Origin of the sequence: Mycobacterium sp. OAE908 (genome assembly GCF_017872775.1) — a bacterium.
Lineage (GTDB): Bacteria > Actinomycetota > Actinomycetes > Mycobacteriales > Mycobacteriaceae > Mycobacterium.
Window position 1 is genome coordinate 4,908,879 of record NZ_JAGGJL010000001.1, and the last position, 24,031, is coordinate 4,932,909.

A 24,031-nucleotide genomic window follows, 5' to 3' on the forward strand; every position below is an offset into this window, starting at 1 on the left:
GTGTCAAGCAGTCTTACGCAGCACCAGCAACGACCGCGCCTGCAGCGAGATCTTCTTGCCTGCAGTCACGACCAGGTCGGTGGACCCGGTCGCTTCGGCGGTGTCCAACGTGGCGGTCCATTCCTTGGCGTAGTTGCCCTTGGGGGTGACGAAATCCTGTGCCTTGTCATTGGCGTTGAAGCACAACAGGAACGAATCGTCGACCACGCGTTCGCCGCGTGCGTTGGGAGTCGGGATCGCATCGCCGTTTAGGAACACCGCGACGCACTTGAAGCCGGAGTCCCAGTCCTGCTGTGTCATCTCCTTGCCGGCCGGCGTCAGCCAGGCAAGGTCACGAACCTGATCGCCGCGCGCGATCGGCGCGCCTTCGAAGAAGCGGCGCCTGCGGAACACGGGATGATCGCGCCGCAGCTTGGTGACCCGGCGGGTGAACTCGAGCAGATCGGCGTTCTTCTCACACAACGACCAGTCCATCCAGGACAACTCGGAGTCCTGGCAATACACGTTGTTGTTGCCTTGCTGGGTGCGTCCGATCTCGTCGCCGTGCGAAATCATCGGAGTGCCCTGAGAAACCATCAACGTGCCCATGATGTTGCGCATCTGCTTGGCGCGCAGCGAAAGGATGTCCGGATCGTCGGTCGGGCCTTCGACGCCGCAGTTCCACGACCGGTTGTGGCTTTCTCCGTCGCGGTTGTCCTCGCCGTTGGCCTCGTTGTGTTTCTCGTTGTACGACACGAGATCGGCCAGCGGGAAGCCGTCGTGACAGGTGACGAAGTTGATGCTCGCACCGGGCCGCCGGCCGGTGGCCTCGTAGAGGTCCGAGGATCCGGTCAGCCGCGAGGCGAACTCGCCGAGGGTCGCGGGCTCGCCCCGCCAGTAATCGCGCACAGTGTCGCGATACTTCCCGTTCCATTCGGTCCACAAACCTGGAAAATTGCCGACTTGATAGCCGCCCTCGCCGACGTCCCACGGTTCGGCGATCAACTTGACCTGGCTGACGACGGGGTCCTGCTGCACCAGATCGAAGAACGCGCTCAACCGGTCCACGTCATAGAACTCGCGGGCCAGTGCCGCGGCCAGGTCGAAGCGGAACCCGTCGACGTGCATCTCCAGCACCCAGTACCGCAGCGAATCCATGATCAACTGCAGCGTGTGCGGATGCCGCGGGTTGAGGCTGTTGCCGGTGCCGGTGAAGTCCTTGTAGAACCTCAGGTCACCGTCCTGTAGGCGGTAGTAGGCGGCGTTGTCGATGCCGCGGAAGTTGATGGTGGGGCCGAGGTGGTTGCCTTCGGCGGTGTGGTTGTAAACCACATCGAGAATGACCTCGATGCCGGCTTCGTGAAATGACCTCACCATGGTTTTGAACTCCGCGACCGCGCCGCCCGCATGCCGGTTGGCGGCATATTGGTAGTGCGGCGCGAAGAAGCCGAATGTGTTGTAGCCCCAGTAGTTTCGCAGACCGAGTTCGAGCAGCCGGTGGTCGTGCAGGAACTGGTGCACAGGCATCAGCTCGATCGCGGTGACGTTCAGCGACTTCAGATGGTCGATGATCGCCGGATGGCCGAGCCCGGCATAGGTGCCGCGCAATTCCTCGGGGATGCTGGGATGGGTCTGCGTCATCCCCTTGACGTGGGCTTCGTAGATGATGGTCTCGTGGTACGGCGTGCGCGGCGCGCGATCCGATGCCCACTGGAAGAACGGGTTGATCACCACGCTGGTCATGGTGTGGCCCAGTGAGTCGACCTGCGGCGGAGTGCCGCCCGACGCCAGGTCCTCGGCGTTGAGGTCGTAGGAGAACAACGCCTGGCTGAAGTCGAAGTCACCGTGGAACGACTTGCCGTACGGGTCGAGCAACAGCTTGCTCGGATCGCACCGGTGTCCGGCCGCGGGATCCCACGGGCCGTGCACGCGGAAGCCGTAGCGCTGGCCGGGAGTGACGGTGGGCAGATAGCAATGCCACACATACCCGTCGACCTCATCGAGGTTGATGCGCTCCTCGGTGCCGTCCTTGGCGATCAGGCACAACTCCACCCGCTCGGCCACTTCGGAAAACAGCGAAAAGTTTGTCCCCGCACCGTCGTACGTGGCACCGAGGGGATAGGCCTCACCGGGCCAGACGGTGGGGACGGATGCGCGCTCGGCCGATGACATCAGGGTCGCCACCAGCCGGTGGCCAGGCCCATCTGACGGCCCAGTTCGTTGACCATCGTGCGCATGTAGGTCGTCGAGATGTGGTGGGCGTCGCGATACAGCAACACATTCCCCTCCACGGCCCGGCAGACGTCCTTGCGGCACACCGCATCACTCATGTCGAGCGGCTTCAGCAGTGGAAACTGCGCGACGAAGTCCAACGTCTGGTTGTGCTCCGACAGTACGTCGGATCGCTTGATGCCGCAGGAGATCGCGTTGCCGCCGCTGGCCAGACAGTCGGCAGGGAAGAACGGCTTGCCGTCATGGACCATCCACGGTGTATCGCGCATCGCGAGAATCGGAATGTTGTTGTCGGACAACGCTTGCCAGATGCCGATGTAGTGCGACGGCATCACATCGCCCGGCTTGATGTTCCACGGCCGGGTGGACGTGGTGAATACGAAGTCGGGATGATCGGCGATCAGTTTCGGCATGACGCGGTTGTTCCACACCCGGCATCCCGGGTACGGCCGGTTGTCACCCATCACCAACGGCATCTGCTCGGTGGTCAACGGGCAACCCATCTTCAGGTACGTCACCACCTTGAAGTGGTGCAGCTGCCCGAGTAGGTCGAGCGCGGTTATCCAGTGTTCGGCATGTGAACTGCCTGCCAGCGCGATGGTGCGCGTCGCGTCCTTGTCGCCGAAGGTGCATTCGATGACGTCGCTGTTGTCGAAATCGCTGATGCAACCGTCGGTGGTGGTCTCAGGCAGATCGTCCTTGGCTTCCAGCACCGTCGGGCGCATCGGCAGCTTGGGCACCTTGGCGTGGTTGAGCAGGGCGGTGGCTCCGGGGTAGTCGCGGATGGAAAGGGTCGCGAGCTCCTTGCCGTTTGCCCGCTGCACCGTGACGTGCTCGCGCCACCCGAACGCCGTCGCCGTCAACGCGACACCCAGCAGGCCGACGATGGAACCCAGCGCGATCGTCGGGCGACGCAGCCGAGTCCACAGCGGGACGACGGGGGTGGTTTTGGGTGCCTTCGTCGAAGCGCGGTAGCGCAGCGGGTTCTCGACATACCGCAGTGTCAGCCATGCCAGCACGCCGGAGAGCAGCAGCACCGCCGCGCCTTCGATGAAGTTGACCCGCGGCCGGCCCGTATAGGACAGCCAGAAGATCAGCAGCGGCCAGTGCCACAGGTACAAGGAGTACGCCATCGACCCGAGCGTCACGAATGGCGCGGTCGCGAGGAACCGGTTGGGGGCGGGCAGGCGGCCTGCGGTCTTGCCGTCGGACTGCCGGTTGGCTGCCGAAAGGATGAACAGCATCGTCGCGCCGACGGGCACCAGCGCCCAGGGGCCAGGGAACTCCTTGACGCCGTCGATCAGCGCGCCGCACGACAGGATCGCCGCCAGCGCGACCACCGCGATCGTCGTCCGCAGCCACATCGGCCAGCGCACGTAGGGCACCACGGCGCCCAGCAATGCGCCGAGTAGCAGCTCCCATCCCCGAGCGAAGCTGTTGTAGTAGGCGGTCGCCTGATCGGCGTTGTGAGCAAATATCGCGTAGACGAACGAGGCGATGGTCAGCGCGCTCAGCAGCACCACGAATGAAATCCGCATGTACTTTCCGAGGCGGCCGCGGAACAGATAGGCGAACCCGAAGATCAACGCCAGAAACGCGATATAGAACTGTCCTTGGACCGACATCGACCAGATGTGCTGCAGCGGACTGACCGCCTCACCGGCGCGAAGGTAGTCCGCCGCGGTGTTCGCCAGCTCCCAGTTCTGGAAGTAGCCCAGGCTGGCCAAGCTCTGGTCAGCAAACGTCTCCCACCGCGTCTCCGGCTGGATCAGGATCGTCAGCACCGCCGACGCGGCGAGCACGACGACAAGCGCGGGCAGCAGCCGGCGAACAAGTCGCGTCACCTCGGGAACGGGCGATAGAGACGTGCCCGGCGTCAGCGCCGTGCGCAGCAGTCGGCCGCCGAAGAAGAAGCCCGACAGCGCCAGGAATACGTCGACGCCACCGGACACCCGGCCAAACCACACGTGGAACACCGCGACGAGCGCGATCGCGATGCCGCGCAGTCCGTCGAGATCGTGTCGGTAGAAACCCGACTCACGAGTGCCGGTGGTGGCGCGTGAGGGGGAAACCGGATCGGTGACGGCCGCCGGCCGGGGAGGGGCGAGGGTCATCATGGTCGACGGTTAATCTACCGAAGATCGCCTGGTGCCTCATGCGACAGGCGATTCGTCACAGCCACTGAGCAAAGGATCAGGCTCGTTCTACAGATGACGTTGACCCCAGCGGAGATCAGCGCGATCGACGCCGCGCATGTTTGGCACCCGTACAGCTCCATCGGGGCCGAAGCGCTGCCTCCGGTGGTGGCAGTGGGTGCGAAGGGCGCCTGGCTGACGCTGGTCGACGGTGGGCGACAGATCGAGGTCCTCGACGCGATGGCGTCGTGGTGGACGGCCATCCACGGGCACGGCCATCCGGTCCTGGACGCGGCGATCACCGACCAGCTCGCGACCATGAACCACGTGATGTTCGGCGGGCTCACGCACGAGCCCGCCGCACGGCTCGCGCAACTGCTGGTGCAGATCACCCCCGACGGCCTGGAGACCGTGTTCTTCAGCGACTCGGGGTCGGTGTCGGTGGAGGTCGCGGCCAAGATGGCGCTGCAGTATTGGCGCAGCATCGGCCGTCGGGACAAGAGCCGGCTGATGACGTGGCGCGGCGGCTACCACGGCGACACGTTCACCCCGATGAGCGTGTGTGACCCCGATGGCGGCATGCACTCACTGTGGACGGACATTCTGGCCCGTCAGGAGTTCGCGCCGCAGGTGCCGGGCGAGTACGACGCCGCGTACAGCGAGGCGTTCGAAAAGCAGTTGTCCGAGCACGCCGACGAGTTGGCCGCTGTCATCGTCGAACCGGTCGTGCAGGGCGCGGGCGGCATGCGGTTCCACGACCCGCGCTATCTCGTCGACCTGCGCGAGATCTGCGACCGGCACGGTGTCCTGCTCATCTTCGACGAGATCGCCACCGGCTTCGGCCGCACCGGAGAGTTGTTCGCCGCCGACCACGCGCGCGTCAGCCCGGACATCATGTGTGTGGGCAAGGCGATGACCGGCGGCTACATCACGCTGGCCGCGACGTTGTGTACCCGCGAAATCGCCCAGACGATCAGCACGCACGAGCCGGGTGCGTTGATGCACGGCCCGACGTTCATGGCCAACCCGCTGGCTTGCGCAGTCGGGGTCGTGGCGGTCGAGCTGCTACTCGAACAGGATTGGCGCGCAAGGGTTTCCGCGATCTCGGCGGCTCTGCAGGACGGGTTGGCGCAAGCTGCCGACCTGCCGGGCGTCGCCGACGTGCGGGTGCTCGGCGCGATCGGGGTCATCGAGATGGAGAGGCCGGTCGACCTGCGGGTCGCGACACCTGCCGCGCTGGAACGCGGCGTCTGGCTGCGCCCGTTTCGCAACCTGATCTACGTGATGCCGCCCTACATCTGCACCGACGGCGAGATCGAGCAGATCACCTCGGCGATGGTCGGGGTCGCGCGTGCGCTAACCTGAACACCGTTCAATTGTCGGCTCGCCGACGTGTTCAAGTCTTTAGAAGGTGCTCCAGTGACCCGTGTCGGTCTTTCCCCGCTGGCCTGGCTCGACGAGGTCGAGCAGCAGCGCCGCGCGGCCGGACTGCGTCGCGCCCTGCGCACCCGCCCGCCCGTCGGCGCCGAACTGGACCTGGCGTCCAACGACTACCTGGGCCTGTCGCAGCACCCCGAGGTGATCGACGGCGGCGTCGAGGCGCTGCGCACCTGGGGTGCCGGTGCAACCGGATCACGGCTGGTCACCGGCAACACCGAACTGCACGAAAACTTCGAAACCGCGCTCGCCGACTTCGTCGGCGCAGAGTCCGCGCTGGTCTTCTCGTCGGGCTACACCGCCAACCTCGGGGCGGTGGTGTCGCTGTCTGGGGCGGGCTCGCTGCTGGTCTCCGACGCGCTGACCCATGCGTCTCTGGTTGACGCCTGTCGGCTGTCGCGCGCCCGCGTCGTGGTGACCCCGCACCGCGATGTGGCCGCCGTCGAGGCGGCGTTGTCAGCACGCGACGAGGAACGTGCCGTCGTGGTCACCGACTCGGTGTTCTCGGCCGACGGGGTCATGGCGCCATTGCGTGCGTTGCACGAGGTCTGCCGCAGGCATGGCGCGCTGCTGGTCGTCGACGAAGCTCACGGCCTTGGCGTGCGGGGCGACGGCGGGCGCGGGCTGCTGCACGAGGTCGGCCTCGCCGGTGCGCCCGACGTGGTGATGACGACGACGCTGTCGAAGGCGCTCGGCAGCCAGGGCGGCGTCGTACTCGGCCCCGCCGCGGTGCGGGCGCACCTGATCGATGCGGCGCGGCCGTTCATCTTCGACACCGGCGTTGCCCCTGCAGCGGTCGGCGCGGCATCGGCCGCTCTGAAAGTGTTGACCGCCGAGCCGTGGCGGGCGCAGGCCGTGTTGGACCACGCGGCGGCGCTGGCGGCGATGTGCGGCGTTTCCGAGGTTCCGGATTCGGCCGTGGTGTCGGTCATCCTCGGCGAACCGGAGGTGGCGTTCGCCGCCGCAGCGGCATGCCTTGACCGCGGTGTGCGGGTTGGCTGCTTCCGCCCGCCGACCGTGCCTGCCGGCACCTCGAGGTTGCGGCTGACGGCGCGGGCGTCGCTGTCGGACGACGAAATGGCTTTGGCGCGAGAGGTTCTCACCGAAGTGCTGTCAGCCCGAACGTGAGCATCGTCGTCGTCACCGGCACCGATACCGGCGTCGGCAAGACCGTGGCCACGGCGGCGCTTGCGTGCGGCGCGCGGTTGGCAGGCATCGACGTCGCGGTGTGTAAGCCGGTGCAGACAGGCAGTCCTCGCGACGACGACCTCGCCGACGTTGCGCGGTTGGCGGGGGTCAATGCACTCTTCGGCACCTGGCGCTACCCGGAACCGCTGGCACCGGCCGCGGCCGCGGAGCGCGCAGGCATGGCGTTGCCGACACGCGAGGAGTTGGTGGGTTCGGTCACCGCGGTCGATGCGAAGCTGACCCTGGTCGAGGGTGCCGGTGGACTGTTGGTCGAGTTGGGCGACGGTGGCGTGACCCTACGCGACATCGCGCGCGACCTCGGTGCGCCCGTTCTTATCGTTGTCTCGCCGGGCCTCGGCACCCTGAACCACACCGCGCTGACGCTGGAAGCGCTTGCCGCCCATGACATTCCGTGTGCCGGCTTGGTGATCGGGGCGTGGCCGCGCGACCCTGACGTGGCGGCAGTCGGCAATCGCGACGCATTGGCGCGGTTGGGCGAGGTACGGGCGGTGCTGCCCGCCGGGGCGGGAGCTCTTGGCGCAGCGGAGTTCGAGTCGATGAGCGCGGCGGCCTTCGACGCGCAGTGGGTCAGGAGTCTGGCCGGCTGATGGTCCACTCCGTCGAGTTGGTCTTCGACCGCGAGACCGAGGAAGCGATCCGGCACATCTGGGACGGATTGCGGGAGGCCGGAATTCCGAGCCAGGCGCCGGCAAGCAGACCGCACTCGACGCTGACGGTCGCCGAGCGGATCGATCCCGCGGTGGACGAACTGTTGGCGCCGCTGGCGGGGTGGTTCCCGCTGGACTGCCGGATCGGGGCACCGCTGCTTTTCGGCCGGTCCCAGCTGATCCTGACGCGACTGGTGGTGCCGACAGCCGAACTGCTGGACGTGCACGCCGAGGTTCATCGGCTGTGTGCGCCGCATCAGCAGCCGGGCCCGATGGCAAACACACTGCCCGGTCAGTGGACCGGCCACGTGACGATGGCCAGGCGGCTGCACGGCGATCAGCTCGGACGTGCACTTCGGATCGCGGGCAGGCCGTCAGAAATCGTCGGTCGCGCGATCGGGGTGCGCCGCTGGGACGGCAACGCGAAGCGCGAGTATCCGATCAATCGATAAGAGCGGCAACCTTTTTCGGCACGCACATCCGCCATGCGTCGAGCACCAGCTCGCGAACCTCGTCGAGGTCGATCGCGTCGAGCCGGACGTGAATCCAGTTGTATCGCATGTCCGACTTGCGGGGCAGCATGAACTTGTCGGGCTCCGCGGCGATCATCGCCTCGCGCTCCTCTTTCGGAAAGCCGACACCCATCACCGTCTCGTCGCGCGAGAAGGCCACGAAGACGATCTGCCCGACGCGGAACTTGATCTGATCGCGGACGACGACCTCGTAGGCCCGCGGCAATGTCGCGGTGATGCGTCGGACATCGTCAACGGTGATCACACTGCAGGACGCTAGTCGAGGCCACCGACTCGTTGCGCTGACAAATACAGCAAAACCTGAGATTCTGCTGTACGTGTCGGGGATTGTTAGTCGACCTGACGAAGAACGGGCTGTTGCCGATTTCCTACTAGCGGCTACTCGACAGCCGTCGGCCCTTCTTCTGGAAGGCCCGGCAGGCATAGGCAAGACCACCGTGTGGTTGCGCGCGGTCGACGAGGGCCGGCGGCGTCGGATGCGAGTACTGACGACACGGCCCGCGCAGGACGAAGCCGTCGTCGCCTACGGTGCGCTGGCCGATCTGCTCGGCGGTATCGAGGCCCGGCTACTCCAACGTCTGCCACCGCCACAGCTGCGGGCCGTCGACCAGGTGCTGTTGCGGGCCGACGAGACCGATACCTTCACCGAACCCCGCGCAGTTGCCGCCGCGGTTCTGGCAGTCGTCGAAGCGTTGGCCGCCGAGACCCCCGTCCTGTTGGCCATCGACGACGTGCAGTGGCTTGATCCGTCTTCGGTCTTCGCGCTGGGTTTCGCCGCTCGCCGCTTCGCCGGGCGCATCGGCGTGCTCGCGACTCGTCGTACGCACACTGGCATGAGCGCGGCGGCGTCGTGGTTGCGGATCGGCGGTCCGGAGGCTGTGCGGCGAATCACCTTGGCGCCATTCACCATCGGTGAGCTCTCTGACCTTCTTTCATCGCGGCTCGAAAGGCCGCTCAGCCGATCGGCTGTCAGGCGGATTCACGAGATATCAGGGGGAAACCCGTTCTACGCCCTCGAGTTGGGTCGTGGTCTTCACGTCACGACGCCCGAAGGTGAAGTATCTCTGCCGGACACGCTTTCGGAGTTGGTCGATGCGCGAATCAGTCGGCTGGAGCCCCAGACTCGGCGCGCGCTGTTGAGTGTGGCTTGTCTGGCGACACCCTCGACGGACGTCATCGCGCGAGCCATGGACACCACCGTGAGCGAGGTGGCGGCGCTCCTCGAGCCAGCCGAAACCGATGGGATCGTGCGCATCGATGGAAGCAGTGTCGCGTTCACCCATCCGCTGCTGGCGCACGGTGTCTACGTCAACGTGGCGCCTGCCGACCGCCGCGCGATGCACCGGGCCATCGCATCCGTGGTTGATCAGCCGGAGCTGCGGGCGCGCCATCTTGCCCGCGGCGCCACAAGTGCCGACGACACGACGGTGAGGGCGCTCGACGAGGCCGCGCAGATGGCGCGCAGCCGAGGGGCGCCCGCCGCGGCGGCGGAATTGCTCGACCTTGCGCTCAATCTCGGCGGGGCCGATCCGGACCGCCAAATTCGCTCTGCTACATATCATTTCGAGAGCGGAAATGCAGAGAGGGCTCGCTCACTTCTCGATGCGGCGATCAAGCGGCTCGAACCCGGCGAAGCCCGAGCGGCCGCGGCGAGTCTGCTCGCGACCATCGTGATGTATGCCGACGGATTCGGCTCTGCGGCAACCGTGCTGGAACGGTTCCTGCCGGAGGCGAGCGGAAGTGCGGCACTGTCGATTCAGATGCTGATGGCACTCGCGTACGTGCTGGTGAACACCGGCCGCAAACGTGAGTCCGCCAAATATATCGATGAGGCGGTGACGCGCGCCGAGGCGCTGGGTCAGCCCACGCTGCTCAGCCGTGCTTTGGGGCTGCAAGTCGTGCTGAGGTTCATGTGTGGCGTCGGCGTCGACGAGGCGAGGATGCAGCGCGCCCTCGAGCTCGAAGACGACCTGTCACCGGCTCAGTTGGCGTTCCAGCCACGGGTGCAGAACGCAATTCTGCGCGCCTGGACCGGTGACCTGGACACTGCACGTACTGAGCTTCGGGCCATAAATGAGCGACGGATAGACAACGGCGAGGAGAGCGAATCGGTCTTCATCTCGTATCACCGCGCGATGGTCGAGATATGGAGCGGCGACTTCGCCGAGGCCCATCGCATCGCGGAGGAGGCGATGGATCGGGCCGCACACCTCGAAGGCGACGTACACCTCTTCAGCATCGTCGCAATCAAGTCTTCGCTCGCCGCCTACGCGGGACGGGTCGACGAGGCGCGCCGCGACGCTCGGGTGGCGCTTGACGCATCCGATCGCAGCGAGGGCAGGGAACTCGCGGGCTGGATGGTGGCGAACCTTGGGTTCTTGGAGACATCGCTCGGCAACTACAAGAAGGCCCTCGATGTGATGCAACCGGTTATCGACGGGCTACTCAAGGACCCCGATTATTCCGAGATCATCGTTGCGTCCTGCGTCGGCGACGCGGTGGAAGCCATGGTCGCGCTCGAACAGGTGGACGAAGCCGAGCGCCTGACCGATTTCATCGAGCGCAACGGTAAACGACTCGACCGCGCGTGGATGCTTGCAGTCGCGGGCCGGTGCCGGGGAATGCTGTTGGCCGCAAGCGGTGATTTCGCCGCGGGTGCGCGGGCCGCCCAAGATGCCATGTTGCAGCACGACCGCGTGCCAATGCCGTTCGAACGCGCCCGAACTCAGTTGCTGCTTGGGCAGTTACAACGCAGGCAGCGCCAGAAGCGCACGGCGTCAATCACATTGCGTGGCGCACTCGAGGTGTTCGAGCGGTTGGACACTCCGCTGTGGGCCAAGCGTGCACGCGCCGACCTGGCCCGCGTCACGGTCAACGCGGGTCAAGTGGTGCTCACGCCCTCCGAGCGAAGAGTCGCAGAACTTGCTTCCTCGGGGATGACGAACCGCGCCATCGCAGCCGAGCTGTTCATCAGCCCGAAGACCGTGGACACCAACCTGGTCAGGATCTATCGCAAGCTGGGCATCCACTCGCGAGCGGAACTCGGCCGCTGGGTGTCAGACAATCTGCGTTGACCGCGCCGATATCCCGGCGACCAGCAGTGCGAGCCCGAACGCGAACCGTGCGCTGGGATCCTCCGTCAGCACGGACTGCTCGTCCGGCAGCTCGGCGCCGGCGGCGTCCCACTGCAGACGGGACTGCTCGTCGACCGTGAAGCCGAGCACGTAGTAGACGACCGTGCGAGCCGCCAGCTCGGCGTGCGCGGGTTCGACGCCGGCGTCTGCGGCAGCCGCGGTCAGGTGTGCGAGCACGCGCGCCATGGCCTGCGACTGGCCTGCCGCGAAGCTCGCCGATACCAGCTCGGCGCCATCGGTGTGCGACAGAAGGGCATCGCGCAGCCGCCCGCAGATGCCTGTGACGCGGTCGCTCCAGCCGCCTGCCACGTCGTCGACCGACTCCAGGATGCGGTCGGCTACGGCGCCCAGAAGTTCCTGCTTGTTGGCGAAATGCCAGTACAGGGCACCCGGCGAGACATTGAGCTCGCGGCCCAGCCGCCGCATCGTCAGGTCGGCGATGCCGTAGGAGTCCAGCAGCGTCGTCGCTGCGTCGACCACGTCGCGTTTGTGGAGCTGCACACCGGTACCCTAACCTGAACAGTGTTCAATTGTCGGCTCGGCCGACGTGTTCAAGACGCGACGGAGGGCAACGGGTGAGCGACATTCTGGCGGAGGCTCGCGAGCAGGTACTGGAACGCGGCGAGGGCCTGACCCAGGACCAGACGCTGCAGGTGCTGCAACTGCCCGACGACCGGCTCGACGAGCTGCTGGAGCTGGGCCACGACGTCCGGATGAAATGGTGCGGACCCGACGTCGAGGTGGAGGGCATCATCAGCCTGAAAACGGGCGGCTGCCCGGAGGACTGCCACTTCTGTTCGCAGTCAGGGCTGTTCGCATCGCCCGTGCGCAGCGCATGGCTGGACATCCCGAGCCTGGTTGAGGCTGCCAAGCAGACGGCCAAGACGGGCGCGACCGAGTTCTGCATCGTCGCCGCCGTGCGCGGACCCGACGAGCGACTGCTGGCGCAGGTCGCCGCGGGCATCGAGGCGATCCGCAACGAGGTCGACATCCAGATCGCGTGCTCGCTGGGCATGCTCACCCAAGAGCAGGTCGAGCGGCTCGCCGAGATGGGCGTGCACCGCTACAACCACAACCTCGAGACCGCGCAGTCCTTTTTCACCAACGTCGTCACCACCCACACGTGGGAAGAGCGTTGGGACACCCTGCAGATGGTCCGCGAGGCGGGCATGGAGGTCTGCTGCGGCGGCATCCTCGGCATGGGCGAAACGCTTGAGCAGCGCGCCGAATTCGCGGCGAACCTCGCGGAGCTGGATCCGCACGAGGTGCCGCTGAACTTCCTCAACCCCCGGCCCGGCACGCCGTTCGGTGACCTCGAGGTGTTGCCCGCATCCGAGGCGCTGAAGGCCGTCGCCGCGTTCCGCCTCGCGCTGCCGCGCACGATGCTGCGCTTCGCGGGCGGCCGCGAGATAACGCTCGGCGATCTCGGCGCCAAGAAGGGCATCCTCGGCGGCATCAACGCCGTCATCGTCGGCAACTACCTGACCACACTCGGCAGGCCGGCCGAGGCCGATCTGGAGCTGCTCGACGATCTGCAGATGCCGATCAAGGCGCTCAACGCCAGCCTCTAATGGCTGCCAAGTTCAACGTCTACACTGGCGAGCCCGCCGGCGGGGCAGTCCCGACCGCCGCACAACTCGGCCTGGAGCCACCCCGGTTCTGCGCGGAGTGTGGCCGCCGCATGGTGGTGCAGGTGCGCCCCGACGGCTGGGTGGCGAAGTGCTCGCGCCACGGCGAGCTGGACTCCAAGGATCTAGATGAACGCCGATGAGCGCTCGCGCGAGGAGACGATGACTTACGTTGAGCCGCCCCGCTTTTCACGCCGCAGGGCGGCGCTTACGACGGTCGTCGGCCTGATCCTCGCCGGCGCTCTGGTGGGGGCACTGTGGGCCTGGCTGGCGCCATCGATTCACGCCGTCGTCGCGCTCACCAAGAGCGGCAACCGGGTCAAGGGCTATCTCGGCAACGAGAGCGACAACTTCTTCACCGCGGCGTTCCTGATGGTCGGCATGGCGTCAGTGCTGGCGTTCGTCGCAGCGGTCCTGGTGTGGAAATGGCGCGCGCACCGGGGGCCTGTGATGGCGGCTGCGCTGTCCGTCGGTTCCGCTGCGGCAGGCGCTGCCGCGGCGGGCGTCGGCGCCGTGTTGGTGCATTGGCGTTACGGCGCAATCGACATGGCAGCTGCGCCCGTTTCGCCAGAGCACCGCGTGCACTATGTGATCGAGGCGCCCGCAGTGTTCTTCGGCCAGGGCCCGCTACAGATCGCGACCACAATCCTGTTTCCTGCTGCGGTGGCGGCCTTCGTCTACGCGCTGATGGCGGTTTCGACGCAGCGTGACGACCTTGGCGCGTGGCCGCCCGTAGCAGAACCGGTCATGGGCCCGCCGGTCACAACGGAGAACGCTCTACCGTCCGCCCAGTGACGACCTTCGCTGCGATCTTGATCAGCCGGGCCATGCCGACGTAGGTCATCGGGTTCAGCAGGGTCGGCCACGTCGTCCGCACCAGGTGCTCGTCGAGCGGCTTGCCCTTGAAGCGGTCGGTCAACCAGCGCAACGTCATCGGCGCCGACATCGGGTGCAGCAGCATGTGCTCGCTGAACATGTCGCGGTGGTAGGTCACCGATGCGCCGCCCGACTGGTAGGTGTGCGTCAGCTCGTCGATGTCATCGACCGAGACGATCCGGTCGTGCACGGCCTGCACGATGAGCACGGGAGGCGTCGGCACCGCGGTGCCGAGCTTGATGCTGTCGAACACATGCTGCACCTCAGGCGTCTGCAGGATCTGCTCGAGCGGCTGGTCGACCAGCTTGGCCATGTCCATCCCGATGAAGCGGAGCACCGCGTGCGCGGTCGTCATCTTTTCGATCCGCAGCAGCATCGCCTTGCCCTCTTCGGTGGCGTGCTCCTGGATGACCTTGTCCAGCTCCGGATAGATGTGCGTCAGCGCGGCCACGACCATTCCGGGCAGCCCGGAGTAGAAGCTGCCGTTGAGGCGCCTGAACGCATGGCCGAGGTCGGCGACAGGCGAGCCGAGCACCGCGCCGACGATGTTGAGTTCAGGCGCGTACGAACCGCTGACTTCGGCCGCCCACGCAGTCGCCAGGCCACCGCCCGAGTAGCCCCAGAGGCCCACCGGCGCGTCGGTCGACAGGCCGAGGCGTTCGTACTGCAGTGCGGCGCGCACGCCGTCGAGGACGTGGTAGCCGGGTTCATACGGCGCGCCCCACATGCCCTTGGTGCCCTCGTGATCGGGCACCGACACGGCCCACCCCTCGGCGAGCGCGGCGGCCACGAGCAAGAACTCGACTTGTGCCAGCGCTCCGACCGCCTTGGCGCCGCGCCGCAACGCGTACGAGGGGAAGCAGCGGCTGGCTACCGCGTCGATCGCGACCTGGTAAGACACCAGCGGAATCGGGCCCTTGGCAGCACGCTCGGCCGGCACGATCACCGTCGTGGCCGTGGCCTGCGGCAGGTCGTTGAGATCCGTGGTGCGGTACAGCAGCTGGGTGGCGGTGAACTTCTGCGGGACCAGGCCCATAAACGCCAGCTCAACGTCACGGGAGCGCAGCACCGTGCCGGGACGGGCGTGCTCAAAGCCGGGCGGCGGCTCGTAGAAGGGGTCTTTAGCTGGAATGACGGGCCGGGCCTTGCGCTCCACGTCCTCGTGTTGCGGCTGGCCGATCCATTCGGCGCCGGTATACCGCGCCGCGCTGCCCAGGTCCATCCGGTCATTCTTACCTTAAGAAGGCATTAAGAAGCCAGCCGACTCACCCGGGCGGGCGTAGTGCCGCGAATTCGTCGGTAACCCGGTAGCGCGAGTCGGTGAAGCGATACAGCGCGGCAGGACGGCCCCCGCTGCGCCCAGAACGCGCCGTGGTGCCGGTGCGGGTGATGACGTTGCGACGCTCCAGCACGCGCTGAAGATTTGTGGCGTCGACTTGATAGCCCAGCGCCTCGCTGTAGATGTCGCGAAGCGCCGACAATGCGAATTCTTTTGGCGCCAAAGCGAATCCGATGTTGGTATACGACAGCTTGGCGACCAACCGGGTGCGGGCGTGTTCCACCATCGGGCCGTGGTCGAACGCCATCTGCGGCAGATCGCTGACAGGGTGCCAGCGCGTGTCCGGTGGCAACTCTGGCGTCGCGGGGGAGGGCACCAGCCCGAGGAACGTCGAAGCGATGGTGCGGGCGCCGGGCACGCGGTTGGGGTCGGAAAACACAGCCAATTGCTCGAGGTGAGCAAGTTCACGCAGGTCCACCTTCTCGGCGAGCTGCCGCCGGACCGAGCTGGTCAGATCCTCGTCCACGCCGAGCCGGCCCCCGGGCAGTGACCACTTTCCGACTTCGGGCTCGAGTGCACGTTGCCACAACAGCACGTGAAGTGCGGGTTTCCCGGAGCCGACATCGCGAACCTGGAACACGACTGCGAGCACCTCGTGGGCGGTGCTAATATGGGACATGTTTTCGATTATAAGTCGAAAACCTGGTTGGAGTTAAGGAGGCGGCAGTGACGGTTCTTGACCGCATGCCTGCTAACGATCTTGCGGACCGAATTGTTGCTGGTCCGACCGGATATTCCGGTGTCGACGGCGACGAGGAATGGGCTGCCGAGGTACGGCGTCTGGCCGACTTGCGCGGCGCCACGCTATTGGCCCATAACTACCAATTGCCGGCCATTCAGGACGTCGCCGACCACGTCGGTGACTCGCTGGCGCTGTCGCGGATTGCGGCCGATGTGCCCGAGAACACGATCGTGTTCTGCGGTGTGCACTTCATGGCCGAGACGGCCAAGATCCTCAGCCCCGACAAGACCGTCCTGATCCCGGATCAGCGTGCGGGCTGCTCGCTGGCCGACTCGATCACCGCCGACGAGTTGCGGGCATGGAAAGCCGAGCATCCCGGCGCCGTCGTCGTCTCCTACGTGAACACCACCGCGGCAGTTAAGGCCGAGACCGACATCTGCTGCACGTCCTCGAACGCGGTCGAGGTCGTCGCGTCTATCCCCGACGACCGCGAGGTCCTGTTCTGCCCCGACCAGTTCCTCGGCGCCCACGTGCGGCGGGTCACGGGCCGCAAGAACCTGCACGTGTGGGCGGGCGAGTGCCATGTGCACGCAGGGATCAACGGTGACGAACTCGCCGACCAGGCCCGCACTCACCCCGACGCGGAGCTCTATGTGCACCCCGAATGTGGTTGCGCCACATCGGCTCTGTACCTGGCAGGCGAAGGCGCCTTCCCGGAGGACCGGGTCAAGATCCTGTCCACCGGCGGCATGCTGGACGCGGCGCGCGAGACTCATGCCCGTCAGGTGCTGGTCGCCACCGAGGTCGGCATGCTGCACCAATTACGGCGCGCCGCACCGGAAGTCGACTTCCGCGCCGTCAATGACCGGGCGTCGTGCAAGTACATGAAGATGATCACCCCCGCCGCGCTGCTGCGCTGTCTGGTGGAAGGCCGCGACGAGGTCGACGTCGATCCCGAGACCGCCCGGCTGGCCCGTGCCAGCGTGCAGCGGATGATCGAGATCGGGACACCCGGCGGCGGCGAATGATCGCCGCCTGCGGGGGTCGGGGTTACTGGCAGCAGCGTGCCGACGTCGTCGTCATCGGCACAGGAGTGGCCGGCCTGGTCGCCGCGCTGGCCGCGCATCGCAGCGGACAAAAAGTGGTGGTGCTGAGCAAGGCCAGTGAGACCGCGACGTTCTACGCGCAGGGCGGCATCGCCGTCGTGCTGCCGGACGCGCTACGCGAAGACGGTGACTCGATCGACCAGCACATCGCCGACACGCTGGCGGCTGGTGCCGGGCTGTGTGACCCGGCTGCGGTGCGTTCGATAGTGGCCGACGGCTACCGCGCGGTCGCCGCGCTCGTCGACGACGGCGCGCGGTTCGACGAAGCGGCGCCAGGGCAGTGGGCGCTCACCCGCGAAGGCGGACATTCTCGGCGTCGGATCATTCACGCCGGCGGTGACGCGACGGGAGCGGAGGTGCAGCGGGCACTCGATCATGCCGCGGCCCTGTTGGATATTCGGCGCAATCACGTTGCGCTGGAGCTGCTTCAGGCCGACGGAGCGATCACGGGTGTGCTCGTGCTCAACGACGACGGACTCGGCATCGTGCACGCGCCGTCGGTGATCCTGGCTACCGGCGGGCTCGGACATCTGTACACCGCGACCACGAACCCGGAGGGCTCGACCGGGGACGGCATTGCGCTGGCGATGTGGGCCGGCCTGGCCGTCAGCGACTTGGAATTCATCCAGTTCCACCCAACGATGCTGTTTGACGGCGATGCCGGTGGACGACGCCCGCTGATCACCGAGGCGGTTCGCGGTGAAGGTGCGATACTCATTGACCGACAGGGCAATTCGGTGACCGCAGGAGTGCATCCCATGGGCGACCTGGCGCCGCGGGACGTGGTGGCGGCGGCCATCGACGCGCGGATGGTGGAAACCGGCGATCCGTGCGTGTATCTCGACGCGCGTGCCATCGAGGGTTTTCAGCGGCGGTTCCCCACCGTGACGGCGGCCTGCCTGGCAGCGGGAATCGATCCGACGCGCCAGCCGATTCCGGTCGTGCCTGGCGCGCATTACAGCTGCGGTGGTGTCGTCACCGACGTGGATGGCCGCACGGCACTGGCGGGCCTGTTCGCCGCCGGGGAGGTGGCGCGCACGGGGTTGCATGGCGCAAACCGATTGGCGTCCAACAGCCTTCTCGAGGGCTTGGTCGTCGGTCGTCGAGCGGGCAGGGCCGCGGCCGAGCATGCCGTGGCCGCCGGACCGAGCCGCGCGACGTTGCCCGACCTCTCACAACGACGTGCCCTACCGCGGGCGGATCTGCAGCGGGCGATGTCCCGGTACGCCTCGGTGGTGCGCGACGGTGACGGCCTGGAACGGCTCGCGAAAGAACTCGACACCGCGACATCGCGTGTTCTCAAGTCCCGCAGCGACTTCGAGGATGTCGCACTGACCACGACCGCGGGCGCCGTGGCGGCAGCCGCGTTGTCTCGCACCGAATCCCGTGGCTGCCATCACCGTTCGGATTATCCGAACACCGACCCGGCATTGGCTCACAGCTTGGTTCCGGCGGTGGCCTGCTGATGGAGCTCAGTGCTGACGAGCTGACCGAAGCTCGAAGGGTGATCGCCCGCGGCCTTGAAGAAGACCTGCGTTATGGCCCCGATGTCACCACGCTGGCGACCGTGCCCGGCGATGCGACGACAACCGCGTCGATGGCCACCCGTGAGCCTGGTGTGATCGCCGGCGTCGACATCGCGCTGCTGGTGCTCGACGAAGTGATCGGACCCGACGGCTACCGCGTCAAGGAGCGGGTCGAAGACGGTGCACGTCTGGGCGCCGGTGGGGTGCTGCTCGTTGTGGAGGCGCCGACACAAGGGCTGCTCACGGCGGAGCGCACGATGCTCAACCTGGTGTGTCACCTGTCGGGCATCGCGACGTCGACCGCGGCGTGGGTGGATGCGGTCGACGGCACCAAGGCGAAGATCCGCGACACCCGCAAGACGCTGCCAGGGCTTCGCGCGCTGCAGAAGTACGCGGTACGCGTCGGCGGGGGAGTCAACCACCGGATGGGTCTTGGCGACGCCGCGCTGATCAAGGACAACCACGTCGCCGCTGCCGGTTCGGTGGTGGCCGCCCTGCGCGCGGTCCGGGCCGCCGCACCGGAGCTGGAGTACGAGGTCGAGGTCGACTCGCTCGAGCAACTCGACGAGGTGCTCGCTGAAGATGTCGAGTTGATCCTGTTGGACAACTTTCCGGTGTGGCAGACGCAGATCGCGGTGCAGCGCCGCGACTCCCGTTCCCCCGCAACGAAGCTCGAGTCGTCGGGCGGGCTGTCGTTGGAGTCTGCCGCGGAGTACGCGGGGACGGGCGTCGACTACCTATCCGTCGGCGCCCTCACCCACTCCGTACGCGTATTGGATATCGGCCTGGACCTCTAGCCGTCAGCGCCGTCGTGGCCGTCGGCGCCGTTGCCGCTGGCCTTACTGGTGCCCGTTCCGGCTCCGCCCTTGCCGCCTGCTCCACCGGGCGCGCCGAGGCCGCCATGGCCGCCGTCGCCGCCGTTACCACCGAGACCGGTGCCCGACTTGGACGTTCCGTTGCCGCCGTCTCCGCCGTCGCCGCCGCGCCATGTCGGCCCGCTGGCTCCGCCGGTGCCCCCGGTGCCGCCCGTGCCGGTGCCGAGGCCGGTCGTCCCGCTGCCACCCTTGCCGCCGGTGCCGCCCGGGCCATAGAGGCCGCCGCCCTGGCCGGCGTCGCCGCCGTCACCGCCGTTGGCATTGCCGAGACCGCTCTTCGCGTCACCGCCCGAGCCGCCGCTGCCACCGGCGCCCGTGCCGGTGGCATGTCCGCCGTTACCGCCGTCACCGGCATTCGCGTTGCCGACGGTCGTGGTGGCGCCACCGCCGCTGCCGCCGTCGCCCGCGTTGCTGAAGCCGCCGGTGTTGCCGCCATCGCCGCCAGCGCCGCCGGTGGCGGTGCCCGCGGTGGTGGTGGCGGTACCGCCGCTGCCGCCGGAACCGCTGTTGCCGGTGACGATTCCGCCGTCACCGCCGTTGCCTCCTGCGCCGCCGGTTGCCGCACCTCCGACGTTCGTGGCGGCGCCGCCTGCGCCACCGTTGCCGCCGGTGCCGAGTACCGACGTGTGACCGCCATTGCCTCCTGCGCCGCCGGTTGCGCTGCCCGCGACGGTGAGCACGGCGCCGCCCGCGCCACCGTCGCCTGCGTTGCCGAACACATTGCCGGAGTTGCCGCCGTCGCCGCCTGCCCCGCCAGTGCCACTGCCCAGCACGCCGCCACCGGTTCCGCCTGCGCCTCCGCTGCCGACCAGCACGCCGCCGTTGCCGCCGTTGCCGCCCTTGCCGCCCGTGACGCCGACGCCGATCTGAACGAAGCCGTTGCCGCCCGCGCCGCCGTTGCCGATCAGACCCGCGTGTCCCCCGTTACCGCCGTCGGGATCCGACAGTGTTCCGTTGCCGCCGTCGCCGCCGCTGCCCAATAGCAGACCGCCGTTGCCGCCGTTCTGGCCATTCGTCGCATCCCAGCCGTTTCCGATCAAAAGCCCGGCGTTCGGGTGCTCCTCGGTGCCGTTGCTGATGAATATGCCGACGATCCCACCGATCAGACCGGCGACCGAGTTGAGCGCCGAGGCGGGCACGAGGGTGGGCGACGCTGCCGGTCCAGCGAGCGTCGAGGCGGCGGTGCTGGCCGTTCGCGCCGCTGCGAATGTGGTCGCACCACTGGTGGTGGCGGCGGGACCGCCGCCGGTCGGCGCCGCGGCCGAGCGCGCGAAGATCGTCGGAGCGAAGAGGTTGGGGCTCGATTGCGACGCCGCGGTCTGGCCAGTCGGCGCAGCGGAGCCAGTGCCACCGACCACCGCCGTCACGATGGATGCCGCACCGCCACCTGCGGCCGGACTGCTGCCGGTCGACAGACCGCTGACCCCTCCGAACAGGGTGTTGGGCGTAACCAGAGCTGCGAGGTTCGGGCCGGCGGGAATTGTCACCTGCTTTGCCGATGTCGACGGAATTGGCGTTTGCCCCGTCGAATAGGCGGAACTGCCGGCTGCGAGAACACCTACCGCAACTGCCGCGGTGAACACCGTTGTTTTGCTGGCAATCGTCATTGCCGATTCCTTTCCCCTAAAGGGCCCCTCGTGCGGATGACTGGCTAATTGCAATACCAATCTGAGCAACATATTTATCACTTTTCCGAGGGTCCGAAAGGCTTTTGACGGCGGTAATTCAAATATGGCTGCAAACCGCACAGCGAAACCGTCGTCCAGCGACTCGCGGGGGCAGCCCGGCGCTTGTTCGAAGGTGGCGCCGCTACTATCCCCTCATGGCGCAGCGAGCAGATGATGAGTCCACCGTCGTGTATCCGCATGGTGGGGGGTCGCGCTCGATGCAGATCCTGCTTGCCGTCACCCTCGTCATCGCCCTCGTCGCGGCCGTGCTGTCGGGTTGGCTGCTGATTCGAATGCTGCGCGAAGGCACGCCGGACTCGCCGAACTACTCCGGCGCACAGCGCGCCGACGCGAAGCAGAAGATCTGCACCGCGACCGATGTGGTGCGTAAGGGCGTGTCGCTCAACACCAATCTGCAAGCGCCCGGTGGCCCGGAGGATGTCACCGGCAGCCTGGCGGTGGCGGCCAATGCCAGGATCTCGTTGTACGACGGCGGCCAATACCTGCTGACCCGCCTCGACCCGGCTACCCCGCCAGATCTCACGGACACGGTGAAAAAGTTTGCCAATTTGTTGATGGACATCGGCGCGAACGCCACCGCAGGGTCACCGAACTCCCAGCCGGAGCAGGCAGCGCGATTAAAGGAAGCCGACGCGGCCAACACCAAGCTCACCGAACTGTGCAAATAACGAAATTAGCAACAGTCCGACGACAGGCATTCAAGCCGCTTTTACTGGGTCAAAAGACAACGTAAACGTATTTGGCGAACTGGCTAACTGTATCCGACACGGCGGCGACGCCGCGGCATTGGTCATTGGGAACGCCACCGCTTGACGGATTCGTTAATTTACGCGAAACGCGGGAAAAGCGCCAGTGCATTTTCCCGAGCGATCGCCGCCTCGGCGAGCGGACGTCGAACTCACCTACGCGTTGGCTTAGCTCGCCGGGCTGAGCAGAGTGCGCGCGGCCGCCTTGGCGGCACTCAGTGCGGCGGCGTCGCCGGCGATCCGCGAGAGGATCAGCGCGCCTTCGAGGAGCGCGATCACGGCGAGCGCGGTCTGCTGTGCGTCGTCGTCGGGCCAGCCGTCGCGGCGTAGCCGGTCCGCGACGGCCGAACGCCAGCCGCCGAACGCCCGCGCCGACGCGTCGCGCACCTGTGGGCTGGCGTTGACCGACTCGGTGGCGATGGGCTCGATGGGGCAGCCGTCGCGATGATCGGAGCTCAGCCCGGCGCTCATCAAATCGATCCACCCTTCGACGATGTCGGCGACCGCCAGGTCGCTGTCGAGGAAGGACCGCAACCGTCGCTCGATGTCGGCGCCGACAGTGTCCACGACAGCAGCGGCGAGCTCCTGCTTGCCGTCGGGGAAGTGGTGATACAGCGAGCCCGCCTTGACGTCAGCGGACTCCAGGATTTGGTTGACCCCGGTCGCGGCGTACCCCTGCCTGCGGAACAGCAGGGCGGCGCTGTCCAGCAGCGCGGCGCGGCTTCGATCCGGGCGAGGCATGCCTTGACTTTACTTGAAAGATCGCTCAACAATACTTGAAAGGTCGCTAAAGAAAGGTCTGCCATGCACCAGCTGATGTTCGAGGCCGCAGGCGAATACGCCTGGCGAAACGCGCCCGATCCGCAGATCACCACACCAGAACAGGCGATCGTGCGCCCGGTGGCCGTGGCGTGTTGCGACCTCGACGTCGCGGTCGCCGAGGGACGGTTGCCGATGCCGCCCGGGCACGCCGTCGGCCATGAGGGGGTCGCCGAGGTCGTGGCCATCGGTGACACCGTCCACAGCGTCAAGGTGGGCGACCGGGTCGTCGTGCCGTTCCAGATCAGCTGCGGCACGTGCGTGGCGTGCCGTCGCGGTGCGACGGGGTCGTGTGCGTCGCTGCCGCTGATGGCGATGTACGGCATGGCGCCGTTGGCGGGCCTCGATGGCGGCGGGTTCATGGCCGACCTGCTGCTGGTGCCCTATGCGGACGCGATGCTGGTTCCGCTGCCCGACGGTGTCGACCCGGTGGCCATCGCGTCGTTGTCGGACAACATCCCCGACGGCTGGCGCGCGATCGGTCCATATCGTGCGGAGCTGGCCGCACTCGACCCCGCCGAGCGTCGTGTGCTGGTGGCTGGCCGCCTGTCGATCGGGTTGTATGCCGCCGCCTTTGCCTCGGCCTACGGCGCGCAGGTCGACTATGTGGACACCGACCCGCAGCGACTGGCCATGGCCGAGAAGTTGGGCGCCACGAGCCATGACCGATCGAAGCCGGACAAGTCGTGGGACCCGTACCCGATCACCGTGCACACCACGGCCGATCCCGCGGTGCTCGCGGCGACGATGCGCGCCACCTGGCCCGACGGGGTGTGCACCGACACCGGCATCTACTACCAAGGCGCGGTCGAGATGCCGCTGCTTTCGATGTACACCCGCGGTTTGCGATTCGTCACGGGCCGGGTCAACGCCCGCGCCGTGATACCGGAGATCCTCGAATTGCTAACGGCGCATTGCGATCTCGCCCCGGCCGTCGACAGGGTCGTGGCGTGGGAGGACGCGCCGCAGGCGTGGCCCGCGATGACGGGCAAGACGGTGTTCACGCGAACGGATCGGTGATCGCGCGGAGGTCTTCGAGTGCCTCGCGCAGCTGGCCGAAACGTCGGATGCCGAGGTGTGAGCGCCACTCGGCCGCAATGGCGTCGTGTGCCTCTTGCGCGGCCTTGCCGGCCTGCAAGCCGCGTTTGTCGATTTGAATGAGCCGGGCGCGCCGGTCGCTGGGATCCGGCACTCGACGCACGTAGCCCATGCGCTCGAGTTCGTCGACGAGGCCGGCGGCGCTCTGCTTGGTCATCTGGGCCTGCTCGGCCAGGTCGGTGAGTCGCGACCCACCGGGCGCGATGCGCTGAAAGACGCGAGCCTGGGCCAGTGTCACGTCATCGAACCCGGCGTCCTTGATGGCCTGCAGGATTCGGCTCTCCATATGCCGGTAGGGGATGAACAGCAGCAGACCGAAGTTGATCGGGGGTTCTTGCATAT

At 67.1% G+C, this 24,031-nt stretch carries 22 protein-coding genes; 13 read left to right on the plus strand and 9 right to left on the minus strand.

The window, feature by feature from the left end:
* Positions 1-3 precede the first annotated feature (3 nt).
* Together glgX and J3E61_RS24235 are read right to left on the minus strand one after the other, a co-directional pair.
* A complete protein-coding gene (gene glgX, locus J3E61_RS24230) occupies positions 4-2,151 on the minus strand; it encodes a glycogen debranching protein GlgX (protein ID WP_210085258.1) in 2,148 nt (715 codons plus the stop codon).
* Positions 2,151-4,328: an acyltransferase gene (locus J3E61_RS24235; RefSeq protein WP_210085259.1), complete on the minus strand. Its 2,178-nt coding sequence runs from the start codon at positions 4,326-4,328 to the stop codon at positions 2,151-2,153. Before J3E61_RS24235 ends, glgX begins: the two co-directional genes overlap by 1 nt.
* Before the next feature lie 93 nt (positions 4,329-4,421).
* On the opposite strand from J3E61_RS24235, the gene J3E61_RS24240 reads away from it, so the two are divergent.
* Genes J3E61_RS24240 through J3E61_RS24255 form a run of 4 tightly spaced genes read left to right on the plus strand, consistent with a single transcriptional unit; the run spans position 4,422 to position 8,091 of the window.
* Entirely contained in the window at positions 4,422-5,711 is a 1,290-nt protein-coding gene (locus J3E61_RS24240) for an adenosylmethionine--8-amino-7-oxononanoate transaminase (RefSeq protein ID WP_210085260.1), read from the plus strand.
* Between the two features lie 54 nt (positions 5,712-5,765).
* Positions 5,766-6,911 carry an 8-amino-7-oxononanoate synthase gene (locus J3E61_RS24245; protein ID WP_210085261.1) on the plus strand — a complete coding sequence of 382 codons (1,146 nt, stop codon included), beginning with the start codon at positions 5,766-5,768 and terminating at the stop codon, positions 6,909-6,911.
* A complete protein-coding gene (gene bioD / locus J3E61_RS24250; protein WP_210085262.1) occupies positions 6,908-7,579 on the plus strand; it encodes an ATP-dependent dethiobiotin synthetase BioD in 672 nt (223 codons plus the stop codon). The genes J3E61_RS24245 and bioD overlap by 4 nt, the downstream gene beginning before the upstream one ends.
* Positions 7,579-8,091 (plus strand): 2'-5' RNA ligase family protein, encoded by a 513-nt coding sequence (locus tag J3E61_RS24255; RefSeq protein ID WP_210085263.1) that lies wholly within the window; start codon positions 7,579-7,581, stop codon positions 8,089-8,091. The genes bioD and J3E61_RS24255 overlap by 1 nt, the downstream gene beginning before the upstream one ends.
* On the opposite strand, the gene J3E61_RS24260 is transcribed toward J3E61_RS24255, so the two are convergent.
* Positions 8,081-8,416, minus strand: coding sequence for an MmcQ/YjbR family DNA-binding protein (locus J3E61_RS24260; protein ID WP_192720566.1), 336 nt, complete (start codon positions 8,414-8,416; stop codon positions 8,081-8,083). The genes J3E61_RS24255 and J3E61_RS24260 overlap by 11 nt on opposite strands.
* Here J3E61_RS24260 and J3E61_RS24265 point away from each other — a divergent pair.
* Positions 8,388-11,246, plus strand: coding sequence for an AAA family ATPase (locus J3E61_RS24265; RefSeq protein ID WP_210085264.1), 2,859 nt, complete (start codon positions 8,388-8,390; stop codon positions 11,244-11,246). The two genes, J3E61_RS24260 and J3E61_RS24265, sit on opposite strands and share 29 nt — an antisense overlap.
* On the opposite strand, the gene J3E61_RS24270 is transcribed toward J3E61_RS24265, so the two are convergent.
* On the minus strand, positions 11,229-11,807 hold the full coding sequence (locus tag J3E61_RS24270) for a TetR/AcrR family transcriptional regulator C-terminal domain-containing protein (RefSeq protein ID WP_210085265.1): 579 nt from the start codon (positions 11,805-11,807) through the stop codon (positions 11,229-11,231). The two genes, J3E61_RS24265 and J3E61_RS24270, sit on opposite strands and share 18 nt — an antisense overlap.
* 74 nt (positions 11,808-11,881) lie before the next feature.
* On the opposite strand from J3E61_RS24270, the gene bioB reads away from it, so the two are divergent.
* The 3 genes from bioB to J3E61_RS24285 are packed head-to-tail and all read left to right on the plus strand — an operon-like array spanning position 11,882 to position 13,729.
* Positions 11,882-12,877, plus strand: a complete 996-nt coding sequence (gene bioB / locus J3E61_RS24275) for a biotin synthase BioB (RefSeq protein WP_210085266.1) — start codon at positions 11,882-11,884, stop codon at positions 12,875-12,877.
* Positions 12,877-13,077: a hypothetical protein gene (locus tag J3E61_RS24280; protein ID WP_192720562.1), complete on the plus strand. Its 201-nt coding sequence runs from the start codon at positions 12,877-12,879 to the stop codon at positions 13,075-13,077. The genes bioB and J3E61_RS24280 overlap by 1 nt, the downstream gene beginning before the upstream one ends.
* A 19-nt stretch (positions 13,078-13,096) precedes the next feature.
* Positions 13,097-13,729, plus strand: a complete 633-nt coding sequence (locus J3E61_RS24285) for a DUF2567 domain-containing protein (protein ID WP_210085678.1) — start codon at positions 13,097-13,099, stop codon at positions 13,727-13,729.
* Here J3E61_RS24285 and J3E61_RS24290 read toward each other — a convergent pair.
* Positions 13,695-15,032, minus strand: a complete 1,338-nt coding sequence (locus J3E61_RS24290; protein ID WP_210085267.1) for a lipase — start codon at positions 15,030-15,032, stop codon at positions 13,695-13,697. The two genes, J3E61_RS24285 and J3E61_RS24290, sit on opposite strands and share 35 nt — an antisense overlap.
* Before the next feature lie 43 nt (positions 15,033-15,075).
* On the minus strand, positions 15,076-15,768 hold the full coding sequence (locus J3E61_RS24295) for an NUDIX hydrolase (RefSeq protein WP_210085268.1): 693 nt from the start codon (positions 15,766-15,768) through the stop codon (positions 15,076-15,078).
* A gap of 65 nt (positions 15,769-15,833) precedes the next feature.
* On the opposite strand from J3E61_RS24295, the gene nadA reads away from it, so the two are divergent.
* The 3 genes from nadA to J3E61_RS24310 are packed head-to-tail and all read left to right on the plus strand — an operon-like array spanning position 15,834 to position 19,260.
* A complete protein-coding gene (nadA, locus tag J3E61_RS24300; RefSeq protein ID WP_210085679.1) occupies positions 15,834-16,859 on the plus strand; it encodes a quinolinate synthase NadA in 1,026 nt (341 codons plus the stop codon).
* On the plus strand, positions 16,856-18,403 hold the full coding sequence (locus J3E61_RS24305) for an L-aspartate oxidase (protein ID WP_210085269.1): 1,548 nt from the start codon (positions 16,856-16,858) through the stop codon (positions 18,401-18,403). Before nadA ends, J3E61_RS24305 begins: the two co-directional genes overlap by 4 nt.
* Positions 18,403-19,260: a carboxylating nicotinate-nucleotide diphosphorylase gene (locus J3E61_RS24310; RefSeq protein WP_192720558.1), complete on the plus strand. Its 858-nt coding sequence runs from the start codon at positions 18,403-18,405 to the stop codon at positions 19,258-19,260. Before J3E61_RS24305 ends, J3E61_RS24310 begins: the two co-directional genes overlap by 1 nt.
* Here J3E61_RS24310 and J3E61_RS24315 read toward each other — a convergent pair.
* A complete protein-coding gene (locus J3E61_RS24315) occupies positions 19,257-20,945 on the minus strand; it encodes a hypothetical protein (RefSeq protein ID WP_210085270.1) in 1,689 nt (562 codons plus the stop codon). The genes J3E61_RS24310 and J3E61_RS24315 overlap by 4 nt on opposite strands.
* Positions 20,946-21,223: 278 nt before the next feature.
* On the opposite strand from J3E61_RS24315, the gene J3E61_RS24320 reads away from it, so the two are divergent.
* The gene (locus J3E61_RS24320; RefSeq protein ID WP_192722338.1) at positions 21,224-21,694 is read left to right on the plus strand and encodes a hypothetical protein; all 471 of its coding nucleotides are present in this window, start codon (positions 21,224-21,226) and stop codon (positions 21,692-21,694) included.
* A gap of 246 nt (positions 21,695-21,940) precedes the next feature.
* On the opposite strand, the gene J3E61_RS24325 is transcribed toward J3E61_RS24320, so the two are convergent.
* Positions 21,941-22,513 (minus strand): TetR/AcrR family transcriptional regulator, encoded by a 573-nt coding sequence (locus J3E61_RS24325; protein ID WP_210085271.1) that lies wholly within the window; start codon positions 22,511-22,513, stop codon positions 21,941-21,943.
* Positions 22,514-22,576: 63 nt separating this feature from the next.
* Here J3E61_RS24325 and J3E61_RS24330 point away from each other — a divergent pair, with 63 nt between their 5' ends.
* The gene (locus J3E61_RS24330) at positions 22,577-23,611 is read left to right on the plus strand and encodes an alcohol dehydrogenase catalytic domain-containing protein (RefSeq protein WP_210085272.1); all 1,035 of its coding nucleotides are present in this window, start codon (positions 22,577-22,579) and stop codon (positions 23,609-23,611) included.
* Here the strand turns inward: J3E61_RS24330 and J3E61_RS24335 are convergent.
* Entirely contained in the window at positions 23,592-24,029 is a 438-nt protein-coding gene (locus J3E61_RS24335; RefSeq protein ID WP_210085273.1) for a MarR family transcriptional regulator, read from the minus strand. The two genes, J3E61_RS24330 and J3E61_RS24335, sit on opposite strands and share 20 nt — an antisense overlap.
* Positions 24,030-24,031 lie beyond the last annotated feature (2 nt).